Consider the following 25,891-nt stretch of genomic DNA (forward strand, 5'->3'; position numbering starts at 1 on the left):
ATGGACATATCCATACAACATCAACAGCATATTCAGGAACAGTACATGTCGTGGTTTAAAAAAATCATACTTGGGTTAATTATTATCATCAGCTTATTTAGCACCATGAAGGATTATAAAGACTTCGGCTTTTTCGGGGCCGCAGGGCTGTTTATTATATTTTTACTCACCACGATTTTTCTCTGGCAGTGGGCTGCCGGAAAGTGGCCAGAGATAGGCACCGTCAAAGCGATTCTTATTTTGCTGGCCAGTACCATTGCCTCTATATTCGTCATTAATATGGCCATCGCCGGAAATTTACATGTAGATCTGATGGAAGTAATGCGCGTTTCGATTACGCATAAACCCCTTTTTTATCTCATTTTCTGCGTGGTGGCATGGGTAAAAGTGGGGATCTGGAAGTGGTTATTTAGCGAAGTGCGTGGCAACCCACAGCAGCCAGTCTGACAGGAAAAGCAATGTAAAAAAGGCGTCTGACTAGAGACGCCTTTTTCATGACATAACAAAAACTTAGAACTGGTAGGTCAGGCCAGCAACAACTTCGTTGTCACCGTCCTGGCCATTGAGCAGGTTAAACTTGTAACCCACATCGGCCACAATGTTTTTGTTAAAGTAGTAATCGGTACCCAGCGCCACGTACTCGGTCAGGTCAGTGTTGTCAGTGTCACGTGAGTGGACGTAAGCCACGTTCGGGCGCAGACCAAAATCAAACACATAGGCCGCCATCGCTTCAAAGTGCTGCGCTTTGTTGGCATTCTGGATCAGGTTGTGGGATTCACCGTACATCGTCGCCACATAGACAGCATTGGCATCATACTTCAGGCCCGCACCCCAGAATTCAGCGTTATCACCTTCCCAGCCCTGTTGTTTCTGCTCAGCAGTTACCGCGCTGGTAGAGTAAGCCGCGATGGCAGACACGCCAGAGTCCGCGATGTTGTCATAACCCAGAGAGAAGCCGTAGCCATTGCCGTGCTGTTTAGCCGGGTCCGCATCGGTATCATCCTGACCCTGGTATTGCGCCGCCAGGTTTACACCATCAACGGCACCAAACAGATTTTTGGTACGGAGTGTTGCAACGCCAGAAGTGCGTGTAGTAAGGAAGCGGTCAGTATTTTCATAGGAATCACCGCCGAACTCTGAAAGAACGTCAGTGTAAGATCCCACGTCATAAGCGACACCGTAGTTACGACCGTAGTCAAAGCTAACGTCGTGACCGTAATCCAGGCCAGCAAACGCGAGACGTGTTTTAATACCATCCTGAGAACCTTCTGCTCCAGCGGCATCAAACTGACTTTCAAAGTGGCCATAACCGGTCAGCTGATCGTTAATTTGTGTCTCACCACGAAAACCCAGACGCGCATAAGTACCGTCGGCGTCGGTGCCGTCAGTCCAGGTATGTACGGCTTTAACTTTGCCGTACAAATCCAGTTTATTGCCATCTTTGTTATAAATTTCCGCTGCATGAACGGACGTTACCCCTAATGCCATCACGGCTAATGCCACTGCTGTCTTTTTCATTTTTTTACTCACTTTTAATTGTGAATTTTGCTATCAACTTTGTTATGCGGGCGGCGCGCCAACATAAAAAAGCCCCCTATTGAACAAGGGGAAAACAAATAACACACCAGTAAAATTATTAAGGACGTAGCAAGGCATATATCATTATTGGGAATATAAATAAAACCCAGACAGAGCGTGACAGCATGTATTACTGAGAGTCACTCTCATTAATAGAGCGATGTAGCATTAATGCTTCAGCAATAATATCTTGTTTGCTTTTTCGTGTTTCAAATGCCAGTGTGCGAACGTATTCCCACAAAGAGGTATCGACACGCGCACTTAAAAGAACCATATCTTTCGAGCGGGTACCTCTGGCTTTTCGACTATCGGGATAATCTCGAGAAGGCATTGTCATCTCCTGAACGCAATAATACGCTTATGGCGATGAAATATGCAGCCAGTGTAAAAACATGTCAACGGCAAAAAAAATGCACAATAGTAATGAAACTGTTAATAAATCACTTAAAAGTGGAACGCTATTTCAAATGAAAGATAACTTGATTGTAGAATAATGTGTAATTTTTACTTTACGCACATTCATTGTGACTCATTAGATTAAAAAAAAGACGTCTACCGCGTGGCTAACAATGTGCCATCAAAACATCATTCCAGCCAATAGGTTACATAACGTGCTTAATGTCTACTTTTACCTAAAACCCCTGTTTTTATATGCCTTTTTGCATTGATTTTCGGTGCTATCCGCTGCGTAAATCGCGTTGATTCTCACTGCGTTGTCGCCTGCGTTGTCGAAAAATAAGCACGGAAAGGTAAAATTTTAGTAAACATTGCATTCTTTCGCTTTTAAAAATAAGTCGATTTATATTGATTTAGATCAATTTTACCAGCCATGGAACGGCGTAAAAATCGCCACTTGCGGTGACTGGAAACAATGTTGTACGCCTATTTTATCAGCAGAAAAAACAGGTGCAGGGACGTTAAACCGCAGAGGAAAGCGCGGACCAGGACGCCATTTTCAGGCGATCCCTTGCGAAAGGAGAGTCCGCAGAGTGCGGAATGTCATCCCGCTCTGGGCTACAACGCCAGAGCGGTCTTATTCACGAATCTCAACAATCTTCAATAATCAGATACACCGCCTTCACCGGACCATGCACCCCGACCACTTTGATAAGCTCAATATCCGCCGTTGAGCTGGGCCCGCTGATGATGTTAATGCACGACGGCATACGCTCACCGGCCTGCGCTTTCTGATGCAGAACCTGCGCCAGTTGCGCCACACGCGGCAGGATGCTGCTTTTACGCAGCACGAAAATAGAGGACTCGGGCAACAGGCTGATTGAACGCCCGCGCTCCGGAGCGGAAAACAGCACCACGCCCCCGGACTCCGTCAGGCCATACTCGGCATACACCACGCCAACTTTCGCCTGCTCGGCCTGAACAATATTCTCGGCTCCACGCACCGGATCCCAGACCACAGCATTACACTCTCGCTGCAAACGATCGGTTATCCCCAGTTCTGCCAGCCGACTGTCGCCGCTAACCACCACCGGCTGCTGCCCCAGCTGTTGGCACAGACGTAACGCCACCTCAGGGGCCTGCGCCTCATGGGTCAGTTCGCACTGCGCCAGCATCACCTCGCTGGCAAACTGCACAAACGCGTCGCAGCGCTGCTGCGGGCTGAGTTCGGTCAGCCGCTCGTTCGCATAGTTGTTCACCGGCGCGTCTTCGGCCTGCGGTTCCCGCCGCAGCGGACGGCCCAGCGCCTGGGCAACGGTGTTTAAAAACGCGGTACGGTTATCCATTCTTTTTCTCCTGCGCCTGATGTTTCTTAAACCAGCTACGGAAACTCTCTCCGTCAGCATCAGGAAGATCGCGCGCTTCCATCCAGTCACCAATCGCGCCAACCTTGAGCGGCGTTTTACCGCCATTGATAAACCAGCTCGCCGCGTGGGCACCGGCCATCATGCCGACCTTCCACAACCCTGGATGGCTGTTGGCATAAGCGAACATTTTGATCGCCCGACGTTCCGCTTTCGGGGTAATCCCTTCCTCGGCCATTACCCGGCGATGGCGCAGGATCAGTTTTGACAGCGGGATCTGCACCGGACAAACGCTGTCGCAGGCCGTGCACAGTGAACAGGCGTAAGGCAGGTCTTTAAAATCTTTATAGCCGCCGAGCAGCGGAGAGATCACCGCCCCGATAGGCCCTGGATAAATAGAGCCGTAGCCGTGCCCGCCAATATGGCGATACGCCGGGCAGGTGTTCATACAGGCTCCACAGCGGATGCAGCGCAGCACATCGCGAAACTCAGAACCCAGCACCTGCGAGCGACCGTTATCCACAATCACCAGGTGAAACTCTTCCGGCCCGTCGACGTTATCCGCCTCGCGCGGCCCGGTAAGCCAGGTGTTATAGCCCGTCAGACGAGCGCCCACCGCACTGCGTGCCAGCATGGTGATCAGCACGTCCACGTCGGCAAACGTCGGCGCGATACGCTCCATGCCCATCACCGCAATGTGTGTTTTCGGTAACGTGGTACACATCCGCGCGTTACCTTCGTTGGTGACCAGGCAAACCGAGCCGGTCTCCGCCACCGCGAAGTTACAGCCGGTAATGCCAATTTCAGCGCTGAGGAAATCCTCGCGGATCTTCTGGCGAATGAACAAGGTCATTGCTTCCGGCGTTTCCGGACCGTCATAGCCCATCTGCTCATGCAGCACGCGACGGATCTGATAGCGATCTTTATGGATAGCCGGGACCACCACATGCGAAGGCGGATCCTGATCCAACTGGAGAATATATTCGCCCAGATCGGTTTCGATCACCTGAATACCGGCATCCTGCAGCACGTGGTTAACACCGATCTCTTCGGTCACCATCGACTTGGACTTCACCACCTTTTTCGCATTTTTCGCTTTCGCGACCTGCAAAATGTAGCGGGTAGCCTCTTCCTTGGTCTTTGCGAAAAACACCTGACCACCGTTTTCCGTCACTTTCTCGGAGAGTTGATACAGGTAGGCGTCGAGGTTACTCAGAACGTGGTCGCGGATCTGGCTGGCACGGTCGCGCCATTCTTCCCAGTGCCCTAACTCATCGACCATTTTTTGCCGGTTCGCGCCGATGCGCCCCTGCGCGTTCGCCACGGCTTTACGCATAATCGGATCGTCAATTTGCTGGCGAATGCGCGTTTTAAATTCTACATCGCTGGTTTTTATCGACATCTCTTTCCCCTCAGCGGCTCATCAGCACTTCAGCAATATGCATCACTTTGACCGGCTGGCCTTCACGCTGCAGTCGACCGCCAATGTTCAGCAGGCAGCTGACGTCGGCACCAATCAAATACTCCGGTTTCGCATCCATGAGATGCAGGACTTTCTCTTTCACCATCTCGCCGGATATTTCGGCCATTTTGACCGAGAAAGTGCCGCCGAATCCGCAGCAGGTGTCCTGATCGGCAAAGGTTAACAGCTCCAGACCGCGTACGTTTTTCAACAGCGTGAGCGGCTCTTCTCTCACGCCCAGCTTGCGAGTCAGGCTGCACGAAGGGTGATAAACCGCTCTGCCCTGCAGGCTGGCACCGACGTCCACGACGCCCAGTTTGTTGACAATAAAAGAGGTGAGATCCTGCATGCGCGCGGCAACCTTTTCGGCGCGCAATGCCCATGCAGGTTCATCGGCCAGATACGTCGGGTAGCTTTTCACCGCATAGGTGCACGAACCTGCCGGAGAGATAATCGGATCGTCGTTATCCTCCAGCGCAGCGATCATGTTTTTCATCCCCGGGATGGCTTCTTTGATATAGCCACTGTTAATGGCGGGCTGACCGCAGCACCCCTGCTTCTCGGGGAAATTAACGCGGCAGCCGAGCTTTTCCAGCAACAATACGGAATCGCGTGCCATCCGTGATTTCAGCGCGTCACCAATACAGGTGACAAAGAAATTTACATTCACAATAAATACCCCATTGCTTCATTGCCTTGTAAAACCGGCGGCACATCGCCGCCCAGTAATAATTCAATAATAAAAACTGGCCATTAATAAAACGGTGATACCTGACCTTTACTGTTTTATTGTCTTTTCGTCAGGCCCAGTTTTTACGTTTACTGGTTTTACCAATGCCCGGGTTCATGCTGTTGGTCGGGTCATTTTCCTGATAAAACCGCGCCAGATTTTCAGGCGCTTTATAAAGGTGGCCAACATTATGTTCTGCCGGATATTGCGCCCCGCGTTGGCGCAACAGTTCCAGCATCTGTTCTTTTAACGCGTGCGCATCAACGCCTTTTTTAACGATATAATCCTGATGGAACACATGGCACATAAAGTGGCCATAATAAAGTTTATGCACCAGCTGACTGTCAATTTCAGCCGGCAGATGTTCATACCACTCGGTATCATTGCGGCGTAGCGCAATATCCAGCGCGAGAATATCCTCAACCTCATCAGAATGAACGGCCTGATAGCGAATGGCGGCTCCCGCTGCAGCAAAGCGGTGCAGAAACGCCTTGCTGCCCTCTTCCGGGGTACAGGCAAAGAAATCTCCGTCTGCCGTTTTAAAGTACTCGGTTAACCACGCCTGCGCTTCGCCGATGCCGTCCCCTGCCATTTTCAGCATCAGATGATGCTCGTAGTTGTCACGCCAGGTTTTCATGCGTGGCGGGAGATGGCTCGGGAAAAAATGACTGAATGTCTGCATTGCGCGGTCGGTAAAGTGCGGGCGGAAAATCTTCACCTTCTCCAGCATGGCCTCGGTGCGCCCCTTCAGATTAAAGAAAAACGGCATTTTGTCGGTGCCGAGTTTATCGATCATCAGGAAGGTGTCTTTGCTGTATTTCTCTGCAACATCATAGATATCACGATGCATATACTCACCGGCGACCGGTAAGTGTGTAAACGTCGCCAGCATATGGCGGCGTATGTCCGTCAACACCGAGGTCTGATTGGTACCAATGTAGAACACCTGCTGATTCTTCTCAGCTTCAAAGGTGTCCAGACGCACGGCAAACACCGCCAGTTTCCCCGCGCAGCCTGAGGATTCGAACAGGCGATCCGGGTCGGCGTTGTAGCGCGCCGGGGTGTCGGCATCAACGTCTCTGACGCGGGTCACGTAGTCGTGGTCGTGCGCGTGGCGTCCGTCATGACTGACGTCAGCACGCGCAATCGCGTTGTTATCCAGGCGGGCGAGGATCTGTTCCGGCGTCTCGCCCAGTTCGATGCCCAGATGATTGACCAGCTGTAGCTGTCCCTGTTCATCCACACGGGCAAACAGTGACATCTCGGTGTACGCCGGGCCACGCTGAACCAATGCACCACCGGAGTTATTACAGATACCGCCAATCACCGACGCACCAATGCAGGAGGAGCCAATCACCGAATGCGGCTCGCGGCCAAACGGCTTCAGCGCCTTCTCCAGCGAATACAGCGTGGTGCCCGGATACGCCAACACCTGCTTGCCCTCATCCAGCACATGCAGACTGTCGAGGCGCAGCGTGCTGATGATAACGATGTCGCGATCGTAGCCCTTGCCGTTCGGCGTGGAGCCTTCCGTCAGGCCGGTATTTGAGGCCTGCATCAGAATGATTTTATCGGCCTCCACGCAGGCCTTGAGCACCTGCCACAGTTCAAGCAGAGAGCCGGGGATCACCACCGCCAGCGCCTCGCCCTGACCCGAGCGGAAGCCCTTGCGATAACGCGCCGTTTTGGACGGATCGGTAAGGACGTAGGCGGGGCCAACCCGTTGGGTAAGTGCAGTCAAAAAGGATTTATTATCAGTGTTTTTCATGGAGGGCGGCTCTCCGCTCCTTATATCAGGGCAATCGAAAATGGCGATACATTCATTTGTATGACAAAACAAAATAATCCCCCAATCATTACTTACATGCAATACCCTGGTTTATTTCTTTCGGCCTCGCTCACATTTTTATATTGAAAACCACAATTATCAGAAATCAAAAAACCGTTTAAAACGACTTACCCGCCCGTCCCTATCATTATTACACAGACCATTATATAACTATTTATAGGTACCCATTTTGCGCCCAAAGATATTTACAGAGCATTATCCATCAATTAAAAGCTTACAATAGTTACAAAACCATTAATCATAATTACTTTATCCACTGAAGCGATTCAGTTTGCATATTTTATTTATCCAGCCATGTAAGTTTCCCGCCATAAATACAAATAAGGTTTAATAAACCCATCAGGAATAGTAATGAACGAATATATTATGTTTGTTTTAGCCCTCTCTCCTTTGCTGCTTATGGTATTTTTAATACTAAAATTAAAAATGCCGATTCATTATTCAGTCTTGATTACGCTGGCCTTTACCATCGCGCTGTCGGCGATATTCTGGGATATGCCGTTACAGAATTTGAAAGCCTCCGTGGGCTATGGTGCACTCAAAGGGTTATGGCCGATTGTGATTGTGATCCTCGGTGCGATATTCAGTTATAACGTGATGCAGGCCACCAAAGCGCTGGATATTCTGCGCGATATTCTCGCCAGTATTAGTGAAGATAAACGCATCCAGGTACTGCTTATTTCGTGGTGTTTTGGCGGATTTCTTGAGGCCGCCGCTGGCTACGGCACCGCGGTTGCCATTCCTATCGGCATCCTGATCGCACTGGGATTCAATCCGCTCAAAGCGGCCATCGCCTCACTCGTCGCCAATACCGTGCCGACGGCATTCGGCGCGGTGGGTATTCCGGTTTCAATTCTCGCTGAACAGGTTAACCTGCCGGTTTTCACCCTCGGCGGAACCATTATTATGCAGCTGGCGCTGTTTAATATTCTGCTGCCGTTTGTGATTATTTGTATTATCGGCGGTGGCCTGAAGGCGATTCGCGGCGTGTTCTTCATCACACTAATTTGCGGTATTACCACGCTGGTGCCGCAGTATTTTGTCGCTATCCACCTTGGCGCAGAACTCCCTGCATTTGCCGGCAGCCTGGTCAGCCTGTTTGCCGTCGCCATTCTTGGTCGACTGCGCAACGGCAAAACCGCCCCCGAATGGCGCATTGAAACCAGCCATACCCGGGAAACCACACCGCGCTCGGCGAAGGTGCTGTTCCGGGTCGGCTCCATCTACCTGTTTATTTTTATCTTTATTCTGCTGTGCTCGCCGCTGTTCCCGGCGGTAAAAGCGGCAGCATCACAGCTGGCTTCGGTGCTGCATTTCACCCTCGCCGACGGTAAAACGCTGGCGCTGAAAATCGAGTGGGTCACCACGCCGGGGATGCTGATCATCTTTGCGACCCTGATCGGCGGTTTTATCCAAGGGGCTTCGGCGCGCGGGATGCTGGAAGTGTTTGTCAAAACCATTTTCCAGTTGAAGAACTCGATCGTCGCCATTATGGCGATTGTTGCGCTGGCCACGGTGATGGATCTCAGCGGTATTATCGCCACGCTGGCTCAGTCGATTGTTGACCTGACCGGCGGCTCGTATGTCTTTCTCGCCCCGGTCATTGGCGCGCTGGGTACGTTTGTCACCGGCAGCGACACCAACTCGAATATTCTGTTTGGTAAACTGCAAACCATTGCTGCCAGCAAGTTGAATATTGACCCTAACTGGCTGGCGGCGGCCAACACCTCCGGCGCGACGGGCGGGAAAATGATCTCCCCGCAGAGCATCGCCATTGCGGTTTCCGCCACCAAAATGGAAGGCCAGGCGAACCAGATTATGTCTGGCACCATGAAATACTGCTGCGCCTACATCGTGATCCTCGGCTTAAAGGTCGGCCTCTTTTACTACTGGTTTATGGCGTAACACATTGTCAACCCCAGCCATATTCTGGCAAGCGTGTTTGACAAGACAGTGAACAAAAAGGTTTACAGCCACGCGGTCAGGAGAACGCCGCGGCTGGCTTTACGATTTGTCGGCGCTGACTAAAATAGCGCCGATATTTCAAAGAGAGGATTGTTGTTATGTTGTTCTGGAAAAAGATGGTGAAGAAGTTCGACGCCTTTTCTGCGTTGATCCCACCACGCTACTTCCGCGTGTAATGCCTGGCGCTTATGCCTGATGGCGCTTCGCTTATCAGGCCTACGTTTCACGCACATTTGTAGGCCGGATAAGGCGCAAGCGCCGCATCCGGCTGCTACAGCAGAGTAAAACACTCACCCCTTTCTCTTACGCATTCCGCACGTTCTTAACACCACCACCCGTAAACGCAGCCACGCAAAGCGATAAACCAGCGGATGCTGAAACCGTAGCAATGTCAAAAACATAGCGCCTCCCGTTACCGGAACGTAGGCAGCAGGCCAAACACGTCCAGCACCACCGTCAGATAGACAACCGCCCCGCAGACGATCACCAGGTTAAGCACCGTGTTATTGCAGGGTGCAGTGTAGCTGGCCGTAGGGAAACGCTTACGCGCCGCTTTTACCAGGAACGGTGGCAGGATCACGCTCCAGATGGTGAAGGCCAGACCGGCATAGCCAATCGCGTGGACAAAACCATTCGGGAAGAAAAAGCACACAGCAGCCGGTGGGAAGTAGGTTACCAGCGCAGTTTTCAGACGACCGACGCCATTATCCGGGAAGTGAAACAGGTCAGCGATATAGTCAAACAGGCCGAGGGTTGCCGCCAGCAGGGAACTGGCTACCGCAAAGTTGCCGAAGAAAGTCAGGATCAGATCCATATAGCGGCTGGTAAACAGCCCGCTGATGGCCTCGACAAACACGTCGATATTGCCGCCTTTAGCGATAATCGGCGGGAATTCCGAACGGCTGATGTTGCCCATCGTCACACCCAGCCAGAAGACATACAGCAGCAGAGCAAACAGCGTGCCGATGATTATCGAACGCGTAATATGCGGGATCCCACTCTTACCGTACAGTTTGACCAGACTCGGCACGTTGCCATGAAAACCAAATGAGATAATACAGAACGGCAGCGTCATCAGGATATACGGCAGGTACTGCGACCCAGGGATCGCCACCGCGACACTGTCGACCAGTTTCGCCACTTCAATATGGCCGACCAGTCCGGAGAACGTGGCAAAGAAGGCGATAAACTTACCGATGATCAAAATAGTGGTGATGCGTCCGACCAGCAGCGAACTGTACCAGGCAATCGCCCCGACCAGCATACTGACAATCACCACCGAGACATTCGCCGGAAAGCGCACGCCGCTGTATTTGAACACAGTTTGCGCCATCACCGCCGATGACCCGGAGATATAGGCGTAGGTCAGAATATACAACACAAAGCCAAACGCGATACCGACCACGATATTCCACTTCTGGCCTAATAAATCCTGAGTGAAGGTATTAAAACTGGCACCTGCGCCGTAATGCAGGTTAACTTCAACCAGCATCAGGCCGGTTAATAACATCATGATGGCAACAAAAAGAAGAATGACAGAGGCGCCGGGAAACCATACGCCGGCCATCGCAATCGGCAGGGAAAACATTCCACCGCCCACGACGGTTGCGATAACCAACATGGTTCCGCTAATCAGTCCGGGGGTACTACTCTGTCGCTCAATGGCATTAATATCCATGATAAATGTTCCTGTAGACTATTCGTTATAATTACAGCTGTCATTTGTACATCATGCGGATAATAAAAATGTCGGAGTCAGGGTTTGCAATTTTTTCGTTATATTGCGGTAACGGGCACCGCAAAGGCTTCCTGTTCATGGAAAAGGAATACAAAAAAGCCCCATCACAAGATGGGGCCTGAATAACATTTAAATATAGTCAAAGCGTGCGGTAAAGAAGCGCAACTGCTTCGGCTCGTAAATAAACTTCAGCCCGCGAATATCTTCTTTATGCTGGTAAAGTTTAATGATGCCGTCTGCCACCACATCCATATGCGCATAGGTATACACGCGGCGTGGAATAGTCAGGCGTACTGTTTCCAGTTTTGGTCTGTGGTGCTCACCGGTGGCATTATTACGGCCCGCAGAGATAATTCCACGTTCCATACTGCGCACGCCGGTCTCGACATAAATGCTGGCTGCCAGACTCTGCGCCGGGAACTCGTCCTGGGTCAGATGTTCGCAGAAGCGACGCGCATCGAGGAATACCGCGTGTCCGCCCACTGGCTCAACAATCGGCACACCGGCAGCTTTCAGCTTGTCGCCGAGGTAGCGAACTTGCTTCACGCGGTGCTCGATGTACTCATACTGCATGGCTTCGCGCAGGCCAATCGCCATCGCTTCCATGTCGCGTCCGGCCAGACCGCCGTAGGATGGCATGCCTTCATAGACCACCACTAACTCTTTGGCAGAAGAGAACATTTCGTCGTCGTTCATGCACAGGAAGCCGCCGATGTTCACCAGACAGTCTTTTTTACCACTCATGGTACAACCGTCGGCATAGCTGAACATTTCATGGACGATCGCGGCGATGCTCTTGTCCTCAAAGCCCTGCTCTTGCTCTTTGATAAAGTAGGCGTTTTCTACGCAGCGGGTGGCATCGTAGAACACTTTAATGCCGTGAGCTTCCGTCAGCTCGCGCACCGCACGCATGTTAGCCATCGAGACCGGCTGCCCGCCCGCGAGGTTAACCGTCACCGCCAGGCAGATATACGCAATATTCTCTGCACCTTTTTCATCAATCAGCTTTTGTAATTTTTTAAGATCAATATCACCTTTAAAAGCAATATTCAGACCAGCATCGTGTGCTTCGTCACGCACGATATCCACGAAGATGGCACCGTTTTTTTCCTGGTGATAACGCGTGGTGGTGAAATACATATTCCCGGCAACATATTGCCCCGGCTTAATGGCCAGCTGCGATAACAGGTTTTCTGCACCGCGTCCCTGGTGAGTCGGAACAATATGTTTAAAGCCAAACAGTTCCTGCACGGTTCTTTCCAGATGATAGAAGTTTTCGCTGCCCGCGTACGCTTCATCACCCATCATCATTCCGGCCCACTGCTTGTCGCTCATCGCGTTAGTGCCGCTGTCTGTCAGCAGGTCAATATAAATATCTTTCGAATTTAACAGGAAAGTATTGTAACCCGCTTCTTGCATTTTTATCAGGCGTTCATTACGCGGGATCATAGATACAGTTTCAACGCTTTTAATACGGAAGGGTTCTGCCGGATAATTCATGTTGTTTCTCCAGTAACAGTGGTCGTGTACGTATTAATGTGAAGTAAATCATATCGAGTTCATCAACAGAGGCTGATGAAATATTACTATTCTCCGCCTGATACAGGGGGTGAAATAATGTGGAAGCACTATGCAAGATTTGATTGATTATGGAAATAGCCCAGTCAACATTAATCACTGCCAATAATTTAAAAAGCTGTAAATGTGAGTGATGCAAATCACACGTCTTTTTTTTACCCGTTCATATTCAACAAGTTTTTTTCTGCGTGTTGATTTGCTGTTTGCCGTTGTATGTCTGTGGAAAGTGGAAATACTGAAAACTTAACTTTCCACGCTGTTCTCACAATCTACGGGTGAATAAGTACACGCCATTTTGTGAGAGTCGGATCACTTCACGGGGTTATATTTGTGATTCATATCACTAAAAGTGTAAATCAAAGTGTACAAACCGGTGTAGTTTCAGAGTTTGCTATTTGCTTCAGTGAGTTAGATCGCATTTTTAGCCCAACTCAGAGCCATGATATTTTCTGGAAATAATCGGTCTTTGGCGGATGGAATGAGAATGAATTTATACGCTGAATAATACTGGTTTTATTGGCGCAGGGAGATGTTCTGTTTATTCCGAATAGCACGCTAATCGCGCTTATTTCATTGTATTTACATCTGGACTTCCCCCATTCTACTGGCGTAATTTACAGGGGTTTTATTAGCGCGATGCGAAGGTGCTACCAACACCCTCGCATCGCTAATCACAGTAACTATTTCACGAGAATAGCCATCATGACTGATACGCATTGTATTGCAGTTTCGTTTGATCCAGAAGTCCACGCCGCCGATAACCGCCATTTGAAGGTGGGATATGCGAGTCGTTATCCCGATTACAGCCGTATTCCGGTGAAGTACGTGCGCTTTCCGTCCATCGTGATGAAGGGGATGTGGTTAAAAGCCGCCGGATTCGACACCGGCACCGACGTAAAAGTACGGGTGATGGAAGGCTGCATCGTGCTCACCGCCCAAACGCCCCAACCCGAAGAGTCAGCGCTGATGACGTCGCTGCGCAAAGTGGAAAAACTGTCGGCACGCAAACAAAAGCAGGTGCTGGAGTTTATCGCGGTAATTGCGGGGAAAGCGTCGAAGGGGTGAGAGTATGATTGTGATTGAGGCGCCTGCGGGCGCCTTTATTAGGGGTTATTGCGCCATCTTTGTTATGCCGTAGTACGTTCGTTCCAGGCGTCGGTATATTGAATATTGCCATCTACAATACACCAGGTGATTTTTTCATAGCGCAGTTGTACGCTTTCCAAATGCCCGGTTCCCGTTACCGTACGTGTGTCATGCACGATTGGTGTCACTGATACAACTTTTACACCTTCAAGTAGGGTATTAAAATATTCCACTTCCTGGCCTGCGTCGTTTATGTGATAGAACTTAAGTTCCGCACTTTGAAGTGTCTGACCTGTCGCAACTGCTTTGTAAAGGTATGGGCTGGAGGAGTCGATCTCTTTGTCAAATAGAAATGGGCCATGTTGGCGTGTGCCGGTTAGCTTCCCGGTGGCACCATCTGTTGGAATGCTAAGGTTATGTGTTAGACCACGGAGCTCAATACTGCCTTCACGTCCCCGGACATCTGAACCTCCACGAATCATCGCGCCACCATCATCTTTTAAAAATAAATGAACGGGTACAGCCATTTGTAAAACTCCTTGTAATCAATCATATAACCAGTGACCTGCTCTGGCTGATTCTGCGAACATACGCACAGTAAGCGGTTTTGACACTTGTTTGATGGGTTCTTTGGTAAACCACTTTCGATAGACCGACTCTCTTTCCCACGGGTAATAGGCCTCGAAATCAATGACTGAAACATCAACGTTATATTTCTCTCCAAAATCTTCAATGGCATACGGTAATTCATCCCATTCAGCGTAACCTTGCAGCGGCGTATCAAGTTCAATCGGGATAGGCTTGAAAGTAAACGTTACCGCGAGAGATAACTCTCCCCGAAAAAATTCTAATACCTCGTTATCAGTCACCATACGCGATCCTCCTCTCTGGCAATGGTGTTGTAGACATTCACCGTTTTATAGACAATTTGGGCGACATCACTTGCGAGTAATGCCCAACCAATCACAGGAATTATTCGTCCAACGAATGCCCCAAGATTGTTGGTCATCATTGGTTTTAAATATTTGATACTGGCATTGGTGATGGTAGGAAGCCTGACGGACAATGTTACGTTAAGAAACTCACGAGAATATTTGGAGGCAATTGATGTGCCTATGTTGCCCCATATGGTTTACCCCGTGTTTTCAGCAATGGTAACCCAAGAATGATACATGACATTGTTACCACATCTTTAATTCCCCCAAATTGTTCATCAATTTTGTCGAGAAAAATCCAGAAAAATAGCTCACCTGCAGAAATGTTACAGACCCCTTTATAAAAGTATGTTCCGTTGAGTTCCTCTACTGTGTCCATCAGTACCCCTTCTTCCCTCAATAATTTGCTTGCTTATCGTACTCCTGGGGAATCACGAAGAATAAAGATGACTACCGTATAAAGTCTATTTTCAGATAAAATAAATATCATGCCATTAGTAGTAATGTACTAGGGAGACGTAATGTAGTGATTGAGTGCTATATCTGGTAAGGAAAACATTCATAATAATAATGTAAATAAAACTACTGAGACATAGTGATATGAGTAAGTTTACTATTCCGATAATAAATATAATTCTTAGCGGTTATGTAGTTACCTTATGTTTAATTTGCTTGTTCGAATTCGATTCATGGCAAGATAAAACCCTTGCCGTTATTATCATCGTAGGGAGTATTTATATTATCGCTTCTATCGTAAACAGGTTTTTACCCACGAAAATGCGTCTATTGGGTGGAGTACTTGACCTATTATCCGGACCATTACTGATCGCAGGAATCCTCGCCTGTTTCGCCTTGTTTGAACCCTGGCCCATAAAAATCATTGGCATTTTTATATGGATTATCGTTATGATTCACTTACCTTTGCGTATAAATAATGGTAAGGATTAATCATGTTAATTCTGACATGCCGAATTCTACCTGAACAGTTATGTTTAATATTCTATGAATTCTCCGTCACCATACGCGATTTCCTTCTCTGCATAGATCCTGGCAAGGAGACATTACGCGCAAAACACAGTATGAAAAAAAACACGTGACAAAAAACCGATAACAGGAGGGACATCATCCCTCCTGTTATCGCGAAAATGGCAATAATTATTTCACTAACGCAGATATATCCTTGAAAAGTGAATGGGCGATTTCCACACCGTCTCGAATTGTACGCGTACGGGAATGGTAGCGACGCTCACCCGGCAAACGCGCCCCTTGCCGCTGCATCCCGGCAAAGAGCATCTCGGCACGCGCCAGATGCCGCGGGGCGTCCGCCCCCAGGAAGCGGACCGGATCCAGGGCCAGGATCAGCTCACCACCATAGGGCAACCCGCCAGCGCCGTTATCCCACGCCAGTGATTCCGCACTGGTCATATCACCGATGAGCGGTCCGGCAAGCAGTTCCACCATCGCCGCCAGAGCTGACCCTTTATGCCCGCCAAACGTCAGCATCGCACCGTCGAGGATCGCCTGCGCGTCGGTGGTGGCCTGACCGTCACCATCGATCCCCCACCCTTCCGGCACCGTTTTTCCTGCCCGTTGATGGAGCTGGATCTCACCCCGTGCCGCTGCACTGGTCGCCATATCAAAGATAAACGGGGGTTTTTCTTCACGCGGCCAGCCAAACGCTATCGGGTTAGTGCCAAAAAGTGGCTGCGTCCCGCCAGCAGGGGCAACCCATGCTTGGCCGGGCGTCGTCGCCAGCGCCACCAGCCCAGCCTCCGTGAGCGGCTCAACATCGGCAAACAGCGCCGAAAAGTGCACGCAGCGGTTAATCGCCAGTGCTGCAATACCACTGTGGCGCGCCTTTTCCATCAACAGCGGAAGCGCGCGCTCGAACGCCAGTAGGGAAAATGCCCCACCGGCGTCCACCTTCACAATGGCCGGCGCGGTATCGGTGATAACTGGCTCGGCGTCGGGTGACACCTTCCCTTTACGTAGGGTCGCCACAATCCCCAGCAACCGCCACAGACCATGCGAGGCACAGCCATCACGCTCGCCGTGGGTAACGTTTTTCGCTACCACAGCGGCATGCGCTTCACTGAATCCATTCCCGCGCAGCACCTTATATGCCAGCGCATAAGCCTCTGTTAACGAGAGGTTTACCATCTCCATGACCGACTCCTTTACTCTTCTTCATCACCGGTAAAGTTAGCCTGCGGCAGAAGAACTGGTGACGCATAACGTTGCCGGAGGCTTTGATGAACAACATTTTTCCCTGCTGAAAAAGAGCAAAAACCTCATTAACGCCCTGGCACAGCAAATCCTTGAGGCGCACTTCACCGAAAGCATTCAGGAAGAGATCGCGGATGAACTGGGATTTGATATCCTGCAAATCCGCAAACAACGGGACCCATTGTTCCGCCAGCAGGTTCTACGTGCCTATAACTATGAATGCGCCATTTGTGGCTTCAATATGCGCCACGACAGTACTTCGGTTGCCCTGGAAGCCGCCCATATCAAATGGAAACAGCACGGCGGCCCGTGCGAGATTTCAAACGGCCTGGCGCTGTGCGCAATCCATCATAAAGCCTTTGATAAAGGTTCGATTGGGCTGGATGGGTGTATGCGGGTTCAGGTGTCGCCCGCAGTGAATGGCAGCGGCATAGTGGGCAAACTATTCTGGGATTTCGACGGTAAATCGATAGCGCTGCCGATGATGCGCGAGAATTATCCCCAAAATGGGTTTGTGGAGTGGCACAGGAGAGAGGTGTTTAGAGGGTGAGAGCGAAGGCCGGACTCGCCAAATCAATATAACAATCTGAATTACATAAATATTAAATCATTTAAATCTTATTTATATACTCACTTGTATACTCAATTGATTTTAGTTTGCTATGATTATAAATCAATGAGTTAGATCAATGTATATAGTCTCAGTTTTGAGCCATTTTTACCAGCAGGAAACAACTGAAACTCTCCGCTTCAACGAGGCTTAGCTAACATCCCCAGATAGTGTTTCGCAATAATGTCATTCATTCTTTCAATCATATCCAGGCGTTTAAACATCAAATGCGCCGTTCCCTTCTGAAAGTAACGAATACTGAAGAACTCATCCTCGTACACATCCTTAGCCGGGTTATCCCGAATATGTTCCATCAATCGGGTAGAGATATCACCACGGTTGTCGGGAATCGGTTTGCCATCGAGTAAAAACAGCATCCGCTCTAGGTCAGCCAACTGATCCCGCCGCCAGCCCCAGTTAAGACTGAATCCCCAGCGGTTATGCGTCACCAGATTGTTAATGATGATCTTCTTACCAAAACTACAAGGACTATTGGTCTTATAATCCCATGACAGACCTTTGAACACATTGATGATCCCACGTTCAAAGACATCCATTTTGTTCAGATGTAACTGCTCAAAAGTACTGAGTATATTCGCCTCGCTGATGGCAGGCAGATCACCCTCCTCCAGGTTCTTATGCCACTGGTCGCGCGCCTGAGCATCCATCAATGCCATCATGCCAGACTTCAACATCAAATCACGCCAGATACTACAGTCAATATTGCGGGTGACAGCAGAGATCGCTTTATCCACCGTTTCAGTCAGCCAACTATCGTAGCGGTGCCCGGCTTTCATCGCCCAGTCTTGCGCCGTACCACCGCCAACTTCAGAGGTTAACCGTGAAATGGCATCAAGCTGCTGGATGAGCTGTTCAATTTGCAGCAGTGCAGCATCGCGGCCAGAAACTACTCGTTCGATACTGGTCGAAAAGATGAGTTCATTGTGTTCCGTTAATACAAGGGGTTCTGTTTGCATCGTCAATCATCCATAAAAGCAAACACGCCTGCCGGAAATGGCAGGCGCATTATGCGATGAATAAATAAGGTGGGAAGTTCAAAGGTAAAAATCAGGAATGATGCTCGAAGAATTTATATATTCATTAATCCGATAGCTCGCTTGGCTCTGAGTAAATCGATAGTGGTCAGGGATGGTGTCTGCTCTTGCCAGGTGAATCCTTTACGGTCGATGCGCACCAGTTCATAGCGTTCCACTAGGAAATTCACCGCATCAGCAAGTGTGATACCCGCCTCGATATGTTCCTGGATGGCTGAATCATCATGGAATGGTGTGTCGTTTAGCGTTAGACCGTAATGGTGTTCCAGCAGATAAGTTAATAGTTGCTGCCAAACCTGCACAGGTGGCAGGCGTGACGAAACCGGCAACGTGGCCGGTACAGTTGAGATTTGCATGAGTTGCGTCTCTTAATGAAAGGAACGGAAGATTTGATGGCTTACAAAGCTAAGATGATGCAGAGGTTCAGTCTTTAACCTGATTTGAGGGATAAATTATTATATACACATACCCATGACTGCCCAACGTATCGGCTTCACATGTCAGCTCGTTACGGTACAGCGTGACGCAATGCACGCAACGGGGATTCAGCTCACTGGAGAGCAGCATCAATTCCATATGCGCGACAAAATGTGGAAAGGCTTCATCCAGATCTCGGGCTTGCATCTCACTGAACGAACCGTTGAAATCTGCCCGGTCCGCCAGAAAATGCAGATGATGACCTTCCTGCACCAGCCGTGCTCCGAAGCATGGTGTGATATCTCGTTTAAGTCCCCAGGTTTGGGTAGTGTCTTTGTTCATAATTTTATTCCTGTTAAAGAAGACCATGTTCGGCGAAGGAGAATATTTGCCTGCCGCCAACAATCAGGTGGTCAGGCACTCGGATCTCCACCAGCATCAGCGCCTTTACCAGTCGCTGAGTGACAGCCTTGTCCGCTTGGCTCGGAGTCACTTCCCCGGACGGGTGGTTATGGGCAAATATCACCGCCGCTGCGTTAAAGTACAGGGCGCGTTTCACCACTTCGCGGGGATGAACCTCAGTGTGACTGAGGGTGCCGGTGAACAGCGTTTCGTGGGCCAGCAGCTGATTCTGGTTATTCAGGTACATCACGACAAATTCTTCCCGTTCAAGGGTGCCCATCTTCAGCATGAGCCAGTCGCGAGCCGCCTGTGTGGAGGTGAACGCCACCCCCGGTTCACGCAGATGGTGGTCAAGCAGACTCAGGGCTCGTTTGATGGTGCGCTGTGCCAGCAACGGTAGTTCCGACGTAAACAAGGTCAGTTGTTTCTCCATAGCAAAACTCCTTAATCGATGATGGCGAGAATGGCGCGGGATTCGGGATGGCTAAGGGCGTAGTCCCGCAGACGGTAGTAATGCTCTGTCATGGCATCGCACTCCGTGCGACAGGCGTGATGGCTGTATTCGATCAGGCAGACAGCAATGCCTGCGGCTTCCGCGCTCATTTCCGCGCCATTGCCATTCATGCTGTTGAACAGGTGCCATTTATCGTCATCCTCAGTATCGGGAGCCATAAACGCCCCGCCATTGCTGAGTGTGTAAAACGTCCAGATACCGCCGCTGTACTCGTCACAGAAGCGGTCCATCGAGACAAAAATACGCGGCTCCAGCGTTATCCACTGCGGAATGGAGCTGAAGTGCTGTGGCCAGAAGTTAATTCGCTGTTCGTCGGGTACCAGCGTGGCACTGAGGGTGAAGTGCGGTTCGTTAGCGGGAACAAACTCGTACTGTGTCTGTGTTGTCATAGGGTTTCTCCGTCAATAAAAAACGCCAGCGGCGATGGCTGGCGTATGGGATGGGGTAATTGGGGTCTGAAATGTATGCTGATAAATGACTGCAGTCAGTCGGTGGATAATGCTCTGCAAATGCCATCCTGCCCGATATGCCGGTTGAGGACCGTACCGGCATCCGGTTCAAAGTTCCATGCACGCCAGACCATCCTACCTTCGGGGTCGCGAACCACCAGACGGAAGTGACTGCCCTGGTCGTCTTCAATGGCGATGTTGTGATACCGGCGGGCAATCGCTTCGGCCTGCTGGCGAGTGAATGAACCCGGCGGTAGTAATTGAGATTCAGGCATTCGGTGTACCTTAAAAGCAAAAGCCCCTGACGCAGACGCGTCAGGGGCTGTGGGAGTATGCGGGTGTGAGGTGATTGTCAGTAACCGGTTTGTACCTTATACAGCTTCAGGGTTTTGCTGCCCCGGACAATCTTCACATACAGAGCATTATCTTTCGAGCCACGCACAAACCCGGCCTGCACATCGCCCTTACAGTCACCACCATCGTAAGGAACATTGATGCCGGTCTGGCGCACCAGGTCGATAACCCCGAAGCTTAAATCTTCACAGGCAGGGCCCGGCAGGTCCTGAATCAGGGCAAACTTACGGTCATGACTGACGCCGGTCAGTGAGCACATGGAGGTGTTTATGTCGTTCCCCTGGCACCAGTATTCCTGGCCGGGATTGTCTTTATCCATCAGGCTTGCCGGAAGCTGTGCGGCACCGGTACTGAAGGTGGTGAGTGACAGAATGAGGGCGGGTATGGCTGAGGTGATAATTCTTAACATGGCATTCTTCCTGAATTAATGGGTGTCCTTTACACCCGATAGATTGCCAGGCATCTGATGTAATTTAAAACGCCTGTAACCAGATTCTCAGCAGTTACCAGTACGGCGGCACAGTTCAGCCATGCTTTGCTTTGCCACCCACTGCTGCAGTTCGCGGTCTTTTTGAGAACGCTTAGCCGCCAGCGCGGCCTGTTGTTTTGGATTGACGCAATTATCAGGCACGACCAGCAGGGCTTTCGGTGTGTAGGTAGACCGGGCATGATTCAACGCTTCTGTCGGATTATCTGTACCACCCGATCTCTGTTGCGCCTCGTCCAGCAGCGAGGCCTGGGTATCAATCAGAGTGAACCCACACGCCTTACCCTCGCCTTGGTACACGGATGTCAAATCGGCGGGGGAACCACTGGCCGTTTTGAGTGTAAGTTTGCGTACCGTTTTGGTGTTTTTGTCAGCGAGAAAATAGCCTCCGTTGTATCCCATCCGCAGCAGAAACTGCCTGGTCCAGGGATAATTATCAATGACTCTGGCACCGTAGAGCGCATTGCTGAGGGTGTGATTGTCCAGACCATCGGCTGATTTCCAGCCGTCAGCCTGCATGTATTGCCAGGCCTTAACCGTCCCTACGACATTTTCAGCGGCTACTGGCAAAACGGTACCCGCACACAGACTGAGCGCCAGCGCCGTGGTAGTAAGTAATTTCATATCTGTTCCTTTTGAGGTGAAAACCCGTCGTCACTAACAACGAGCAGTGAGTGGAAAGTCTGAAAGTGAGGTAATACCCGAAGAAAATCGGGATGTGACAGCAGGTTACGCACCCGTGCATCCGGCACGAACAGTGCCGGGTGGAAGGTAACCGTATGAATATCGCCCAGCGGGAAAACCGTTATATGCCCCCCGAGCTCACCGGTCAGATACCAGCAGCCGTCGCTGCACACCAGGCGGTAAGGAGCCAGGCTGGAGTAACGACCGCCTTCTGCCAGTAGCGTCACCCGACGGTGTTCAGTGATAGCGCGAACCAATCGCGTAAACACTTCTGACCGTGCCAGTGCCCGGGAGGTAGCGCTGTGCCAGATAAGGCAGGGAGATTCGCTGGCACTCAACAGAGAGGTAACCAGTTGATTGTCGATATCCGGAAAGAGCGCCTCCACACCGGAGTGGCGGACGAAAGTCTGCACCGCCAGCTCCCGCTGGCGACTACCCGACAGCAGGCTGCACTGCCCGTCACGGAACTCCAGGTCGAGATAGGTCAGCCGCTCACGAAAATCCCGACGCAGCGTGCGTACTGACACACCGAACTCGGCAGCCAGCTTCTGCATGATCAGTGTTTCCCCTGCCACAAGGCGGCTGATAATTAGCGACAAGCGGACCGCAAGGCGCTCATGGCGGCGCTCAGACTGAGACATGAGAGGCGTTCTCCATTCTGTTAATGGACTGAAAATTAAGTGATTAGTGTAACGAGAGGGCCGGACAGGATATGGACAGCAGAAGCAGTATTTTTTCAGCAGGCTGAATGCAATCAGAATGCGGCTTCGTGTCCAGTCAGAGGAAACATTGCCTGTAAATTGAGCAATGAACGGACAGGTGATGTCCGCATTAACCCGGAGCTAGTATTTGTTTGACTGAAACCCGCTGAGCATCGTTTCTGCCATCACCCACAGCGCACGGTTAAGCTTCACGTCGCCGTCGATACCGCGCACGGCACGGGTATGCGTTCGCCCGCCTTTTACACTACGTCCACTGAGCCCGCCCTTAATCAGGTTCTCCTGAATACGCTGGTAGGTGGTCCACAGGTCATTACTCTCATCCTGCCAGCGGCGTGGGGAGAGTATCTGAGGTGCTGTCACCGGCTGGTGGTCTTCACCAAAACGGTACGCCAGTGCAGACTGTGCCAGAGCCTGTTGTGCAGATGGCGGCAGCATCAGCGACTGCATGGCATCCCGCTTCTCTTCCACACGGTCAAAAATCCCCAGCACCTCATACGCCCCCTCTATCACCTGACTAACCACATCCCCCTTATGTGGCACCCTTACTTCGCCAAAAGATTCACCGCAGACGAGCCCGTTCTGGCATACCGCCCTGAATAACCCCGGCAACATCTGATACGAACTGGTGCCGTCATGGGAGTTAAGCAGAATGATTTCCGGAACCTGTTTACCGGTAATTTGCCCCTCACGGCGCAGTCGCAGCATGTGCTTTGTGTGCTCGCGACGCTCAGGATCACGAACCCTGGTCTGACAGGCAAAGAACGGTTGAAAGCCTTCACGTTTCAGGCTGCCGAGCAGAGATATTGTTGGAATGTAGGTATAGCGTTCACTGCGGGACTGGTGTTTATCCTCACTGAAGACACTGGGAACCACACGAAACAGCTCTTCATGGGTTAACGGACGGTCGCGACGGATAAGGTTTGCTGCGCCAAAGCGCGAAGCCAGACGGGTCATAAGCAGACTCCTCATGATGGAAAAATAAATACAAAAAGCCCTGCCGCTCAAATGGCGACAGGGTTCAGGAAACGACGGATTAAGCGGCAATATTCAGAAGAAGAAATGCCAGATGGCACGGGCAACCGACACCACGGTGCCGCGTACAGCCTGAATGATTGTCCGAACCGGGGCCGGTATCAGGGGCATGGAGCTTACTGTGTCCAGTACCGAGCCGACCGTTTCCCCAAAATCGTCACAGGCTTTTTTATTAACGGCATCGGTACGAAATGACGCACTGAGCTGTACCGCTACCGGGCTGCTGGCCTCGCGTGGCAGGCAACGGATCATCCGGTCAGCCATCACCCGAAGCCCCCATTCCAGACGAATTGATACTGCACAGATTGGATTTACAGGCTGAAAGAGCTCATGCAACTGACAGATTTTACGACTGATATTTTGTTTCTGTTCCGTGGATAATTTATTGTCACTGCTGGTGGGCTCGAGCTTATCTGCCTGGCTAATAACAAACAGCACCTTATTTCGGTATGCCTCACCAATCACTTGCCGGTAAAAATGCTCATCCACTGATAGTGCTCGGTCATCGGCCTTAATCAGCCACAGCACCAGGTCAAGTCGGGGAAGCTGTTGCCGGTACAGCGTGGCATATTCCGCATCACGACTTTCGCTTTCACCGACACCTGGCAAGTCCACAATAGTCATACAGCGCTCGCCAACCTGCAAACGAAAGCGCAGGGGTTCACGGGTACAGGCCACCACATCGCTGACCGGCGATATCTCTCCGGCAAACAGGGCATTGCACAAACTGCTCTTGCCGGCCCCGGTTTTACCCATAATGCCGATCACCGGTTCGTAGTGAGTAAGCTGGTTTATCTGCTGCAGAATACGCTCCGACGCCCACTGCGGCAGGCCAGAAAGCGATTGCTGCAGGGGCTGCATGCCTTCCTGATTTTTCATGAAATCTCCTGAGATAAAGAAAACAAAAAACTGCAGAACCGTTAGGTTCTGCAGTTAATGAGGTATATTCAGGGAGATGATATATATTTGAATTCTTTTTAAATAAACAAAAGCATTTTACTTTCTACAGATCATTCCTGGCACACTCACTTTCAATAAGCAAGGCCATCATATCCAACTCAGAAATATCGTATTTCCCTGAAAGCTTCGTCAGTTTCTTTCTTATTTTTGCTGGGAGTTTTAGTTCTGCATTATTATTTACTGTCTTGCGACCCAGTTTCATCTTCCAGGCTTTTTCCAGTTCATCCATCAAAACAACCTTGTGCTTCTTCGGAGGGCAAACAGATAACTTTAACTCAAGGCGTTGCGGACTTATTTTTTTCTGACCTCTCGTTAATTCATCTAACTGCTCTTTAGTCCATCCCTGCCATAAATCGAAGGTTGCGCAGATAAAATGCCAGCGCTGAAAATTATTGAGTGGATTAACTGGAGGGGAAACGCCCTTATCCTTCATGGTATTCCAGACCCAAATGCACTGTTGTTCATTTTTAATATCCATCCATGAAAAAGCCTGTTGAAAATCCTCCTGGGCTCTTACCCATGCCTCATTGGTTTCTTTTATAAAACTCAGAACATTATTTATATCTAAGAAAGATAAAGTCTTTATTATATAAGTGGGAATATCTTCTACTCCTGTAAAATCCTTGACAAAATATGGGAAGGAAACTCCATTGGCAGGTTTGTTATTCAACTTATAAGTATTAAGCTTATTGATGATTTTATCTATGTCTTCTTTTGGATTTTCTTGAATGACGGATACTGTATTCATCAAACTGTTCTTTTCTAATTTTTCTTGTACCTCCAGCATTTCTTGTGCATCTAATTCAGATTTGTTCTGATGAGGATTAAAAGCGAATGTTGGTGCGATTCCACCGATCGTAGCCCTTACTTCTGGTTGCTGCCCTGGTGTTTTATCAATAGCGATTCTAAATGATTTGGTTCCGAGAGCTTCTGCTGATAATGGATTATCATATTTTTCAGTTTTCGGCACAACGCAGCCACCTCTGGATTTTTGGAAATTAATCCCCAGGTAAAAAAAGAAAAAAAATGCAGCTCTTGGTTCTTTATTCAACCATTTTAATTTGTTTTTTATCCAAGCCTTATTTTCTGCCTGTTCCTTTCTGAGCCTGATTTTTTCTTTTTCGGAACGCTCTATCTCCCATGCCCGACTTTTCTCAACATCCGTTTTTTCGTTCATTTTGTCACCACCCACAGAAATTCATTAACTTCATCTTACATAGTAAAAACGTAAAATGGCAATAGCGATAACGATGAATAAAACAAAAAAAATCATAGATTTTTCATAGTTTTGGTGTAGT

Annotated in this window: 27 protein-coding genes and 2 pseudogenes; 5 read left to right on the plus strand and 24 right to left on the minus strand. The window is 49.9% G+C overall.

The window, feature by feature from the left end; translation table 11 throughout:
- The first annotated feature begins 45 nt into the window (after window positions 1-45).
- Window positions 46-447 carry a hypothetical protein gene (locus FDW98_RS06990; RefSeq protein ID WP_096758444.1) on the plus strand — a complete coding sequence of 134 codons (402 nt, stop codon included), beginning with the start codon at window positions 46-48 and terminating at the stop codon, window positions 445-447.
- 63 nt (window positions 448-510) lie between these two features.
- Here the strand turns inward: FDW98_RS06990 and FDW98_RS06995 are convergent, their stop codons facing one another.
- The 6 genes from FDW98_RS06995 to dld all read right to left on the minus strand — a co-directional run bounded on the left by FDW98_RS06995 (window position 511) and on the right by dld (window position 7,298).
- On the minus strand, window positions 511-1,518 hold the full coding sequence (locus FDW98_RS06995) for a porin (protein WP_096758445.1): 1,008 nt from the start codon (window positions 1,516-1,518) through the stop codon (window positions 511-513).
- A gap of 190 nt (window positions 1,519-1,708) precedes the next feature.
- Complete coding sequence (locus FDW98_RS07000) at window positions 1,709-1,909, minus strand: hypothetical protein (protein WP_096758446.1); 201 nt, start codon at window positions 1,907-1,909, stop codon at window positions 1,709-1,711.
- A 715-nt stretch (window positions 1,910-2,624) separates the two neighbouring features.
- The gene (locus FDW98_RS07005; RefSeq protein ID WP_096758447.1) at window positions 2,625-3,320 is read right to left on the minus strand and encodes a lactate utilization protein C; all 696 of its coding nucleotides are present in this window, start codon (window positions 3,318-3,320) and stop codon (window positions 2,625-2,627) included.
- The gene (locus FDW98_RS07010) at window positions 3,313-4,740 is read right to left on the minus strand and encodes a LutB/LldF family L-lactate oxidation iron-sulfur protein (RefSeq protein WP_072663053.1); all 1,428 of its coding nucleotides are present in this window, start codon (window positions 4,738-4,740) and stop codon (window positions 3,313-3,315) included. The genes FDW98_RS07005 and FDW98_RS07010 overlap by 8 nt, the downstream gene beginning before the upstream one ends.
- 10 nt (window positions 4,741-4,750) lie before the next feature.
- Window positions 4,751-5,470 carry a (Fe-S)-binding protein gene (locus FDW98_RS07015; protein ID WP_064186363.1) on the minus strand — a complete coding sequence of 240 codons (720 nt, stop codon included), beginning with the start codon at window positions 5,468-5,470 and terminating at the stop codon, window positions 4,751-4,753.
- A 130-nt stretch (window positions 5,471-5,600) separates the two neighbouring features.
- On the minus strand, window positions 5,601-7,298 hold the full coding sequence (gene dld / locus FDW98_RS07020) for a D-lactate dehydrogenase (RefSeq protein WP_096758449.1): 1,698 nt from the start codon (window positions 7,296-7,298) through the stop codon (window positions 5,601-5,603).
- Between the two features lie 432 nt (window positions 7,299-7,730).
- On the opposite strand from dld, the gene FDW98_RS07025 reads away from it, so the two are divergent.
- The gene (locus FDW98_RS07025; protein ID WP_096758450.1) at window positions 7,731-9,284 is read left to right on the plus strand and encodes an L-lactate permease; all 1,554 of its coding nucleotides are present in this window, start codon (window positions 7,731-7,733) and stop codon (window positions 9,282-9,284) included.
- Between the two features lie 472 nt (window positions 9,285-9,756).
- Here FDW98_RS07025 and FDW98_RS07030 read toward each other — a convergent pair whose 3' ends face one another.
- Both FDW98_RS07030 and FDW98_RS07035 read right to left on the minus strand, forming a co-directional pair.
- Window positions 9,757-11,022 carry an aromatic amino acid transporter gene (locus tag FDW98_RS07030; protein WP_096758451.1) on the minus strand — a complete coding sequence of 422 codons (1,266 nt, stop codon included), beginning with the start codon at window positions 11,020-11,022 and terminating at the stop codon, window positions 9,757-9,759.
- 189 nt (window positions 11,023-11,211) lie between these two features.
- Window positions 11,212-12,582 carry a tyrosine phenol-lyase gene (locus FDW98_RS07035; protein ID WP_096758452.1) on the minus strand — a complete coding sequence of 457 codons (1,371 nt, stop codon included), beginning with the start codon at window positions 12,580-12,582 and terminating at the stop codon, window positions 11,212-11,214.
- 780 nt (window positions 12,583-13,362) lie between these two features.
- On the opposite strand from FDW98_RS07035, the gene symE reads away from it, so the two are divergent.
- Window positions 13,363-13,725, plus strand: coding sequence for an endoribonuclease SymE (symE, locus tag FDW98_RS07045; protein ID WP_096758453.1), 363 nt, complete (start codon window positions 13,363-13,365; stop codon window positions 13,723-13,725).
- Between the two features lie 62 nt (window positions 13,726-13,787).
- Here symE and FDW98_RS07050 read toward each other — a convergent pair whose 3' ends face one another.
- From FDW98_RS07050 to FDW98_RS07060, 3 genes and pseudogenes are all read right to left on the minus strand, one after another.
- Entirely contained in the window at window positions 13,788-14,273 is a 486-nt protein-coding gene (locus FDW98_RS07050; protein WP_003830101.1) for a type VI secretion system tube protein TssD, read from the minus strand.
- Between the two features lie 18 nt (window positions 14,274-14,291).
- Complete coding sequence (locus FDW98_RS07055) at window positions 14,292-14,618, minus strand: DUF1493 family protein (protein ID WP_003830102.1); 327 nt, start codon at window positions 14,616-14,618, stop codon at window positions 14,292-14,294.
- Window positions 14,612-15,060: pseudogene (locus FDW98_RS07060) on the minus strand (STM2901 family protein). The gene FDW98_RS07055 and the pseudogene FDW98_RS07060 overlap by 7 nt, the downstream one beginning before the upstream one ends.
- A gap of 221 nt (window positions 15,061-15,281) precedes the next feature.
- Here FDW98_RS07060 and FDW98_RS23800 point away from each other — a divergent pair.
- The gene (locus FDW98_RS23800) at window positions 15,282-15,629 is read left to right on the plus strand and encodes a hypothetical protein (protein ID WP_096758454.1); all 348 of its coding nucleotides are present in this window, start codon (window positions 15,282-15,284) and stop codon (window positions 15,627-15,629) included.
- A 207-nt stretch (window positions 15,630-15,836) separates the two neighbouring features.
- Here FDW98_RS23800 and FDW98_RS07070 read toward each other — a convergent pair whose 3' ends face one another.
- Window positions 15,837-16,847: an Ldh family oxidoreductase gene (locus FDW98_RS07070; RefSeq protein ID WP_096758455.1), complete on the minus strand. Its 1,011-nt coding sequence runs from the start codon at window positions 16,845-16,847 to the stop codon at window positions 15,837-15,839.
- Window positions 16,848-16,899: 52 nt separating this feature from the next.
- On the opposite strand from FDW98_RS07070, the pseudogene FDW98_RS07075 reads away from it, so the two are divergent.
- Window positions 16,900-17,457: pseudogene (locus FDW98_RS07075) on the plus strand (phosphorothioated DNA-binding restriction endonuclease); the annotation flags it as partial.
- Window positions 17,458-17,657: 200 nt separating this feature from the next.
- Here the strand turns inward: FDW98_RS07075 and FDW98_RS07080 are convergent.
- From FDW98_RS07080 to FDW98_RS07135, 12 genes are all read right to left on the minus strand, one after another.
- Complete coding sequence (locus FDW98_RS07080; RefSeq protein ID WP_137398787.1) at window positions 17,658-18,494, minus strand: DUF4942 domain-containing protein; 837 nt, start codon at window positions 18,492-18,494, stop codon at window positions 17,658-17,660.
- Between the two features lie 113 nt (window positions 18,495-18,607).
- The gene (locus tag FDW98_RS07085; protein ID WP_137398788.1) at window positions 18,608-18,928 is read right to left on the minus strand and encodes a TA system toxin CbtA family protein; all 321 of its coding nucleotides are present in this window, start codon (window positions 18,926-18,928) and stop codon (window positions 18,608-18,610) included.
- Window positions 18,929-18,995: 67 nt separating this feature from the next.
- Complete coding sequence (locus FDW98_RS07090) at window positions 18,996-19,331, minus strand: type IV toxin-antitoxin system YeeU family antitoxin (protein WP_137398789.1); 336 nt, start codon at window positions 19,329-19,331, stop codon at window positions 18,996-18,998.
- A 13-nt stretch (window positions 19,332-19,344) separates the two neighbouring features.
- Window positions 19,345-19,824: a DNA repair protein RadC gene (radC, locus tag FDW98_RS07095; RefSeq protein ID WP_137398790.1), complete on the minus strand. Its 480-nt coding sequence runs from the start codon at window positions 19,822-19,824 to the stop codon at window positions 19,345-19,347.
- A gap of 11 nt (window positions 19,825-19,835) precedes the next feature.
- The gene (locus FDW98_RS07100; protein WP_137398791.1) at window positions 19,836-20,294 is read right to left on the minus strand and encodes an antirestriction protein; all 459 of its coding nucleotides are present in this window, start codon (window positions 20,292-20,294) and stop codon (window positions 19,836-19,838) included.
- Window positions 20,295-20,389: 95 nt separating this feature from the next.
- On the minus strand, window positions 20,390-20,629 hold the full coding sequence (locus FDW98_RS07105) for a DUF905 domain-containing protein (RefSeq protein WP_137398792.1): 240 nt from the start codon (window positions 20,627-20,629) through the stop codon (window positions 20,390-20,392).
- A gap of 77 nt (window positions 20,630-20,706) precedes the next feature.
- Entirely contained in the window at window positions 20,707-21,117 is a 411-nt protein-coding gene (locus FDW98_RS07110) for a hypothetical protein (protein ID WP_137398793.1), read from the minus strand.
- An 87-nt stretch (window positions 21,118-21,204) separates the two neighbouring features.
- Entirely contained in the window at window positions 21,205-21,819 is a 615-nt protein-coding gene (locus tag FDW98_RS07115) for a hypothetical protein (protein ID WP_137398794.1), read from the minus strand.
- Window positions 21,816-22,520, minus strand: a complete 705-nt coding sequence (locus FDW98_RS07120) for a WYL domain-containing protein (protein ID WP_137398795.1) — start codon at window positions 22,518-22,520, stop codon at window positions 21,816-21,818. Before FDW98_RS07120 ends, FDW98_RS07115 begins: the two co-directional genes overlap by 4 nt.
- A 201-nt stretch (window positions 22,521-22,721) precedes the next feature.
- Window positions 22,722-23,555: a DUF932 domain-containing protein gene (locus tag FDW98_RS07125; protein ID WP_137398796.1), complete on the minus strand. Its 834-nt coding sequence runs from the start codon at window positions 23,553-23,555 to the stop codon at window positions 22,722-22,724.
- Window positions 23,556-23,648: 93 nt separating this feature from the next.
- Window positions 23,649-24,512: a GTPase family protein gene (locus tag FDW98_RS07130; protein ID WP_137398797.1), complete on the minus strand. Its 864-nt coding sequence runs from the start codon at window positions 24,510-24,512 to the stop codon at window positions 23,649-23,651.
- A gap of 124 nt (window positions 24,513-24,636) precedes the next feature.
- Window positions 24,637-25,770, minus strand: a complete 1,134-nt coding sequence (locus tag FDW98_RS07135) for a hypothetical protein (RefSeq protein WP_137398798.1) — start codon at window positions 25,768-25,770, stop codon at window positions 24,637-24,639.
- Window positions 25,771-25,891 lie beyond the last annotated feature (121 nt).

The organism is Citrobacter sp. wls711 (genome assembly GCF_005281055.1).
GTDB classification, from domain to species: domain Bacteria; phylum Pseudomonadota; class Gammaproteobacteria; order Enterobacterales; family Enterobacteriaceae; genus Citrobacter; species Citrobacter gillenii.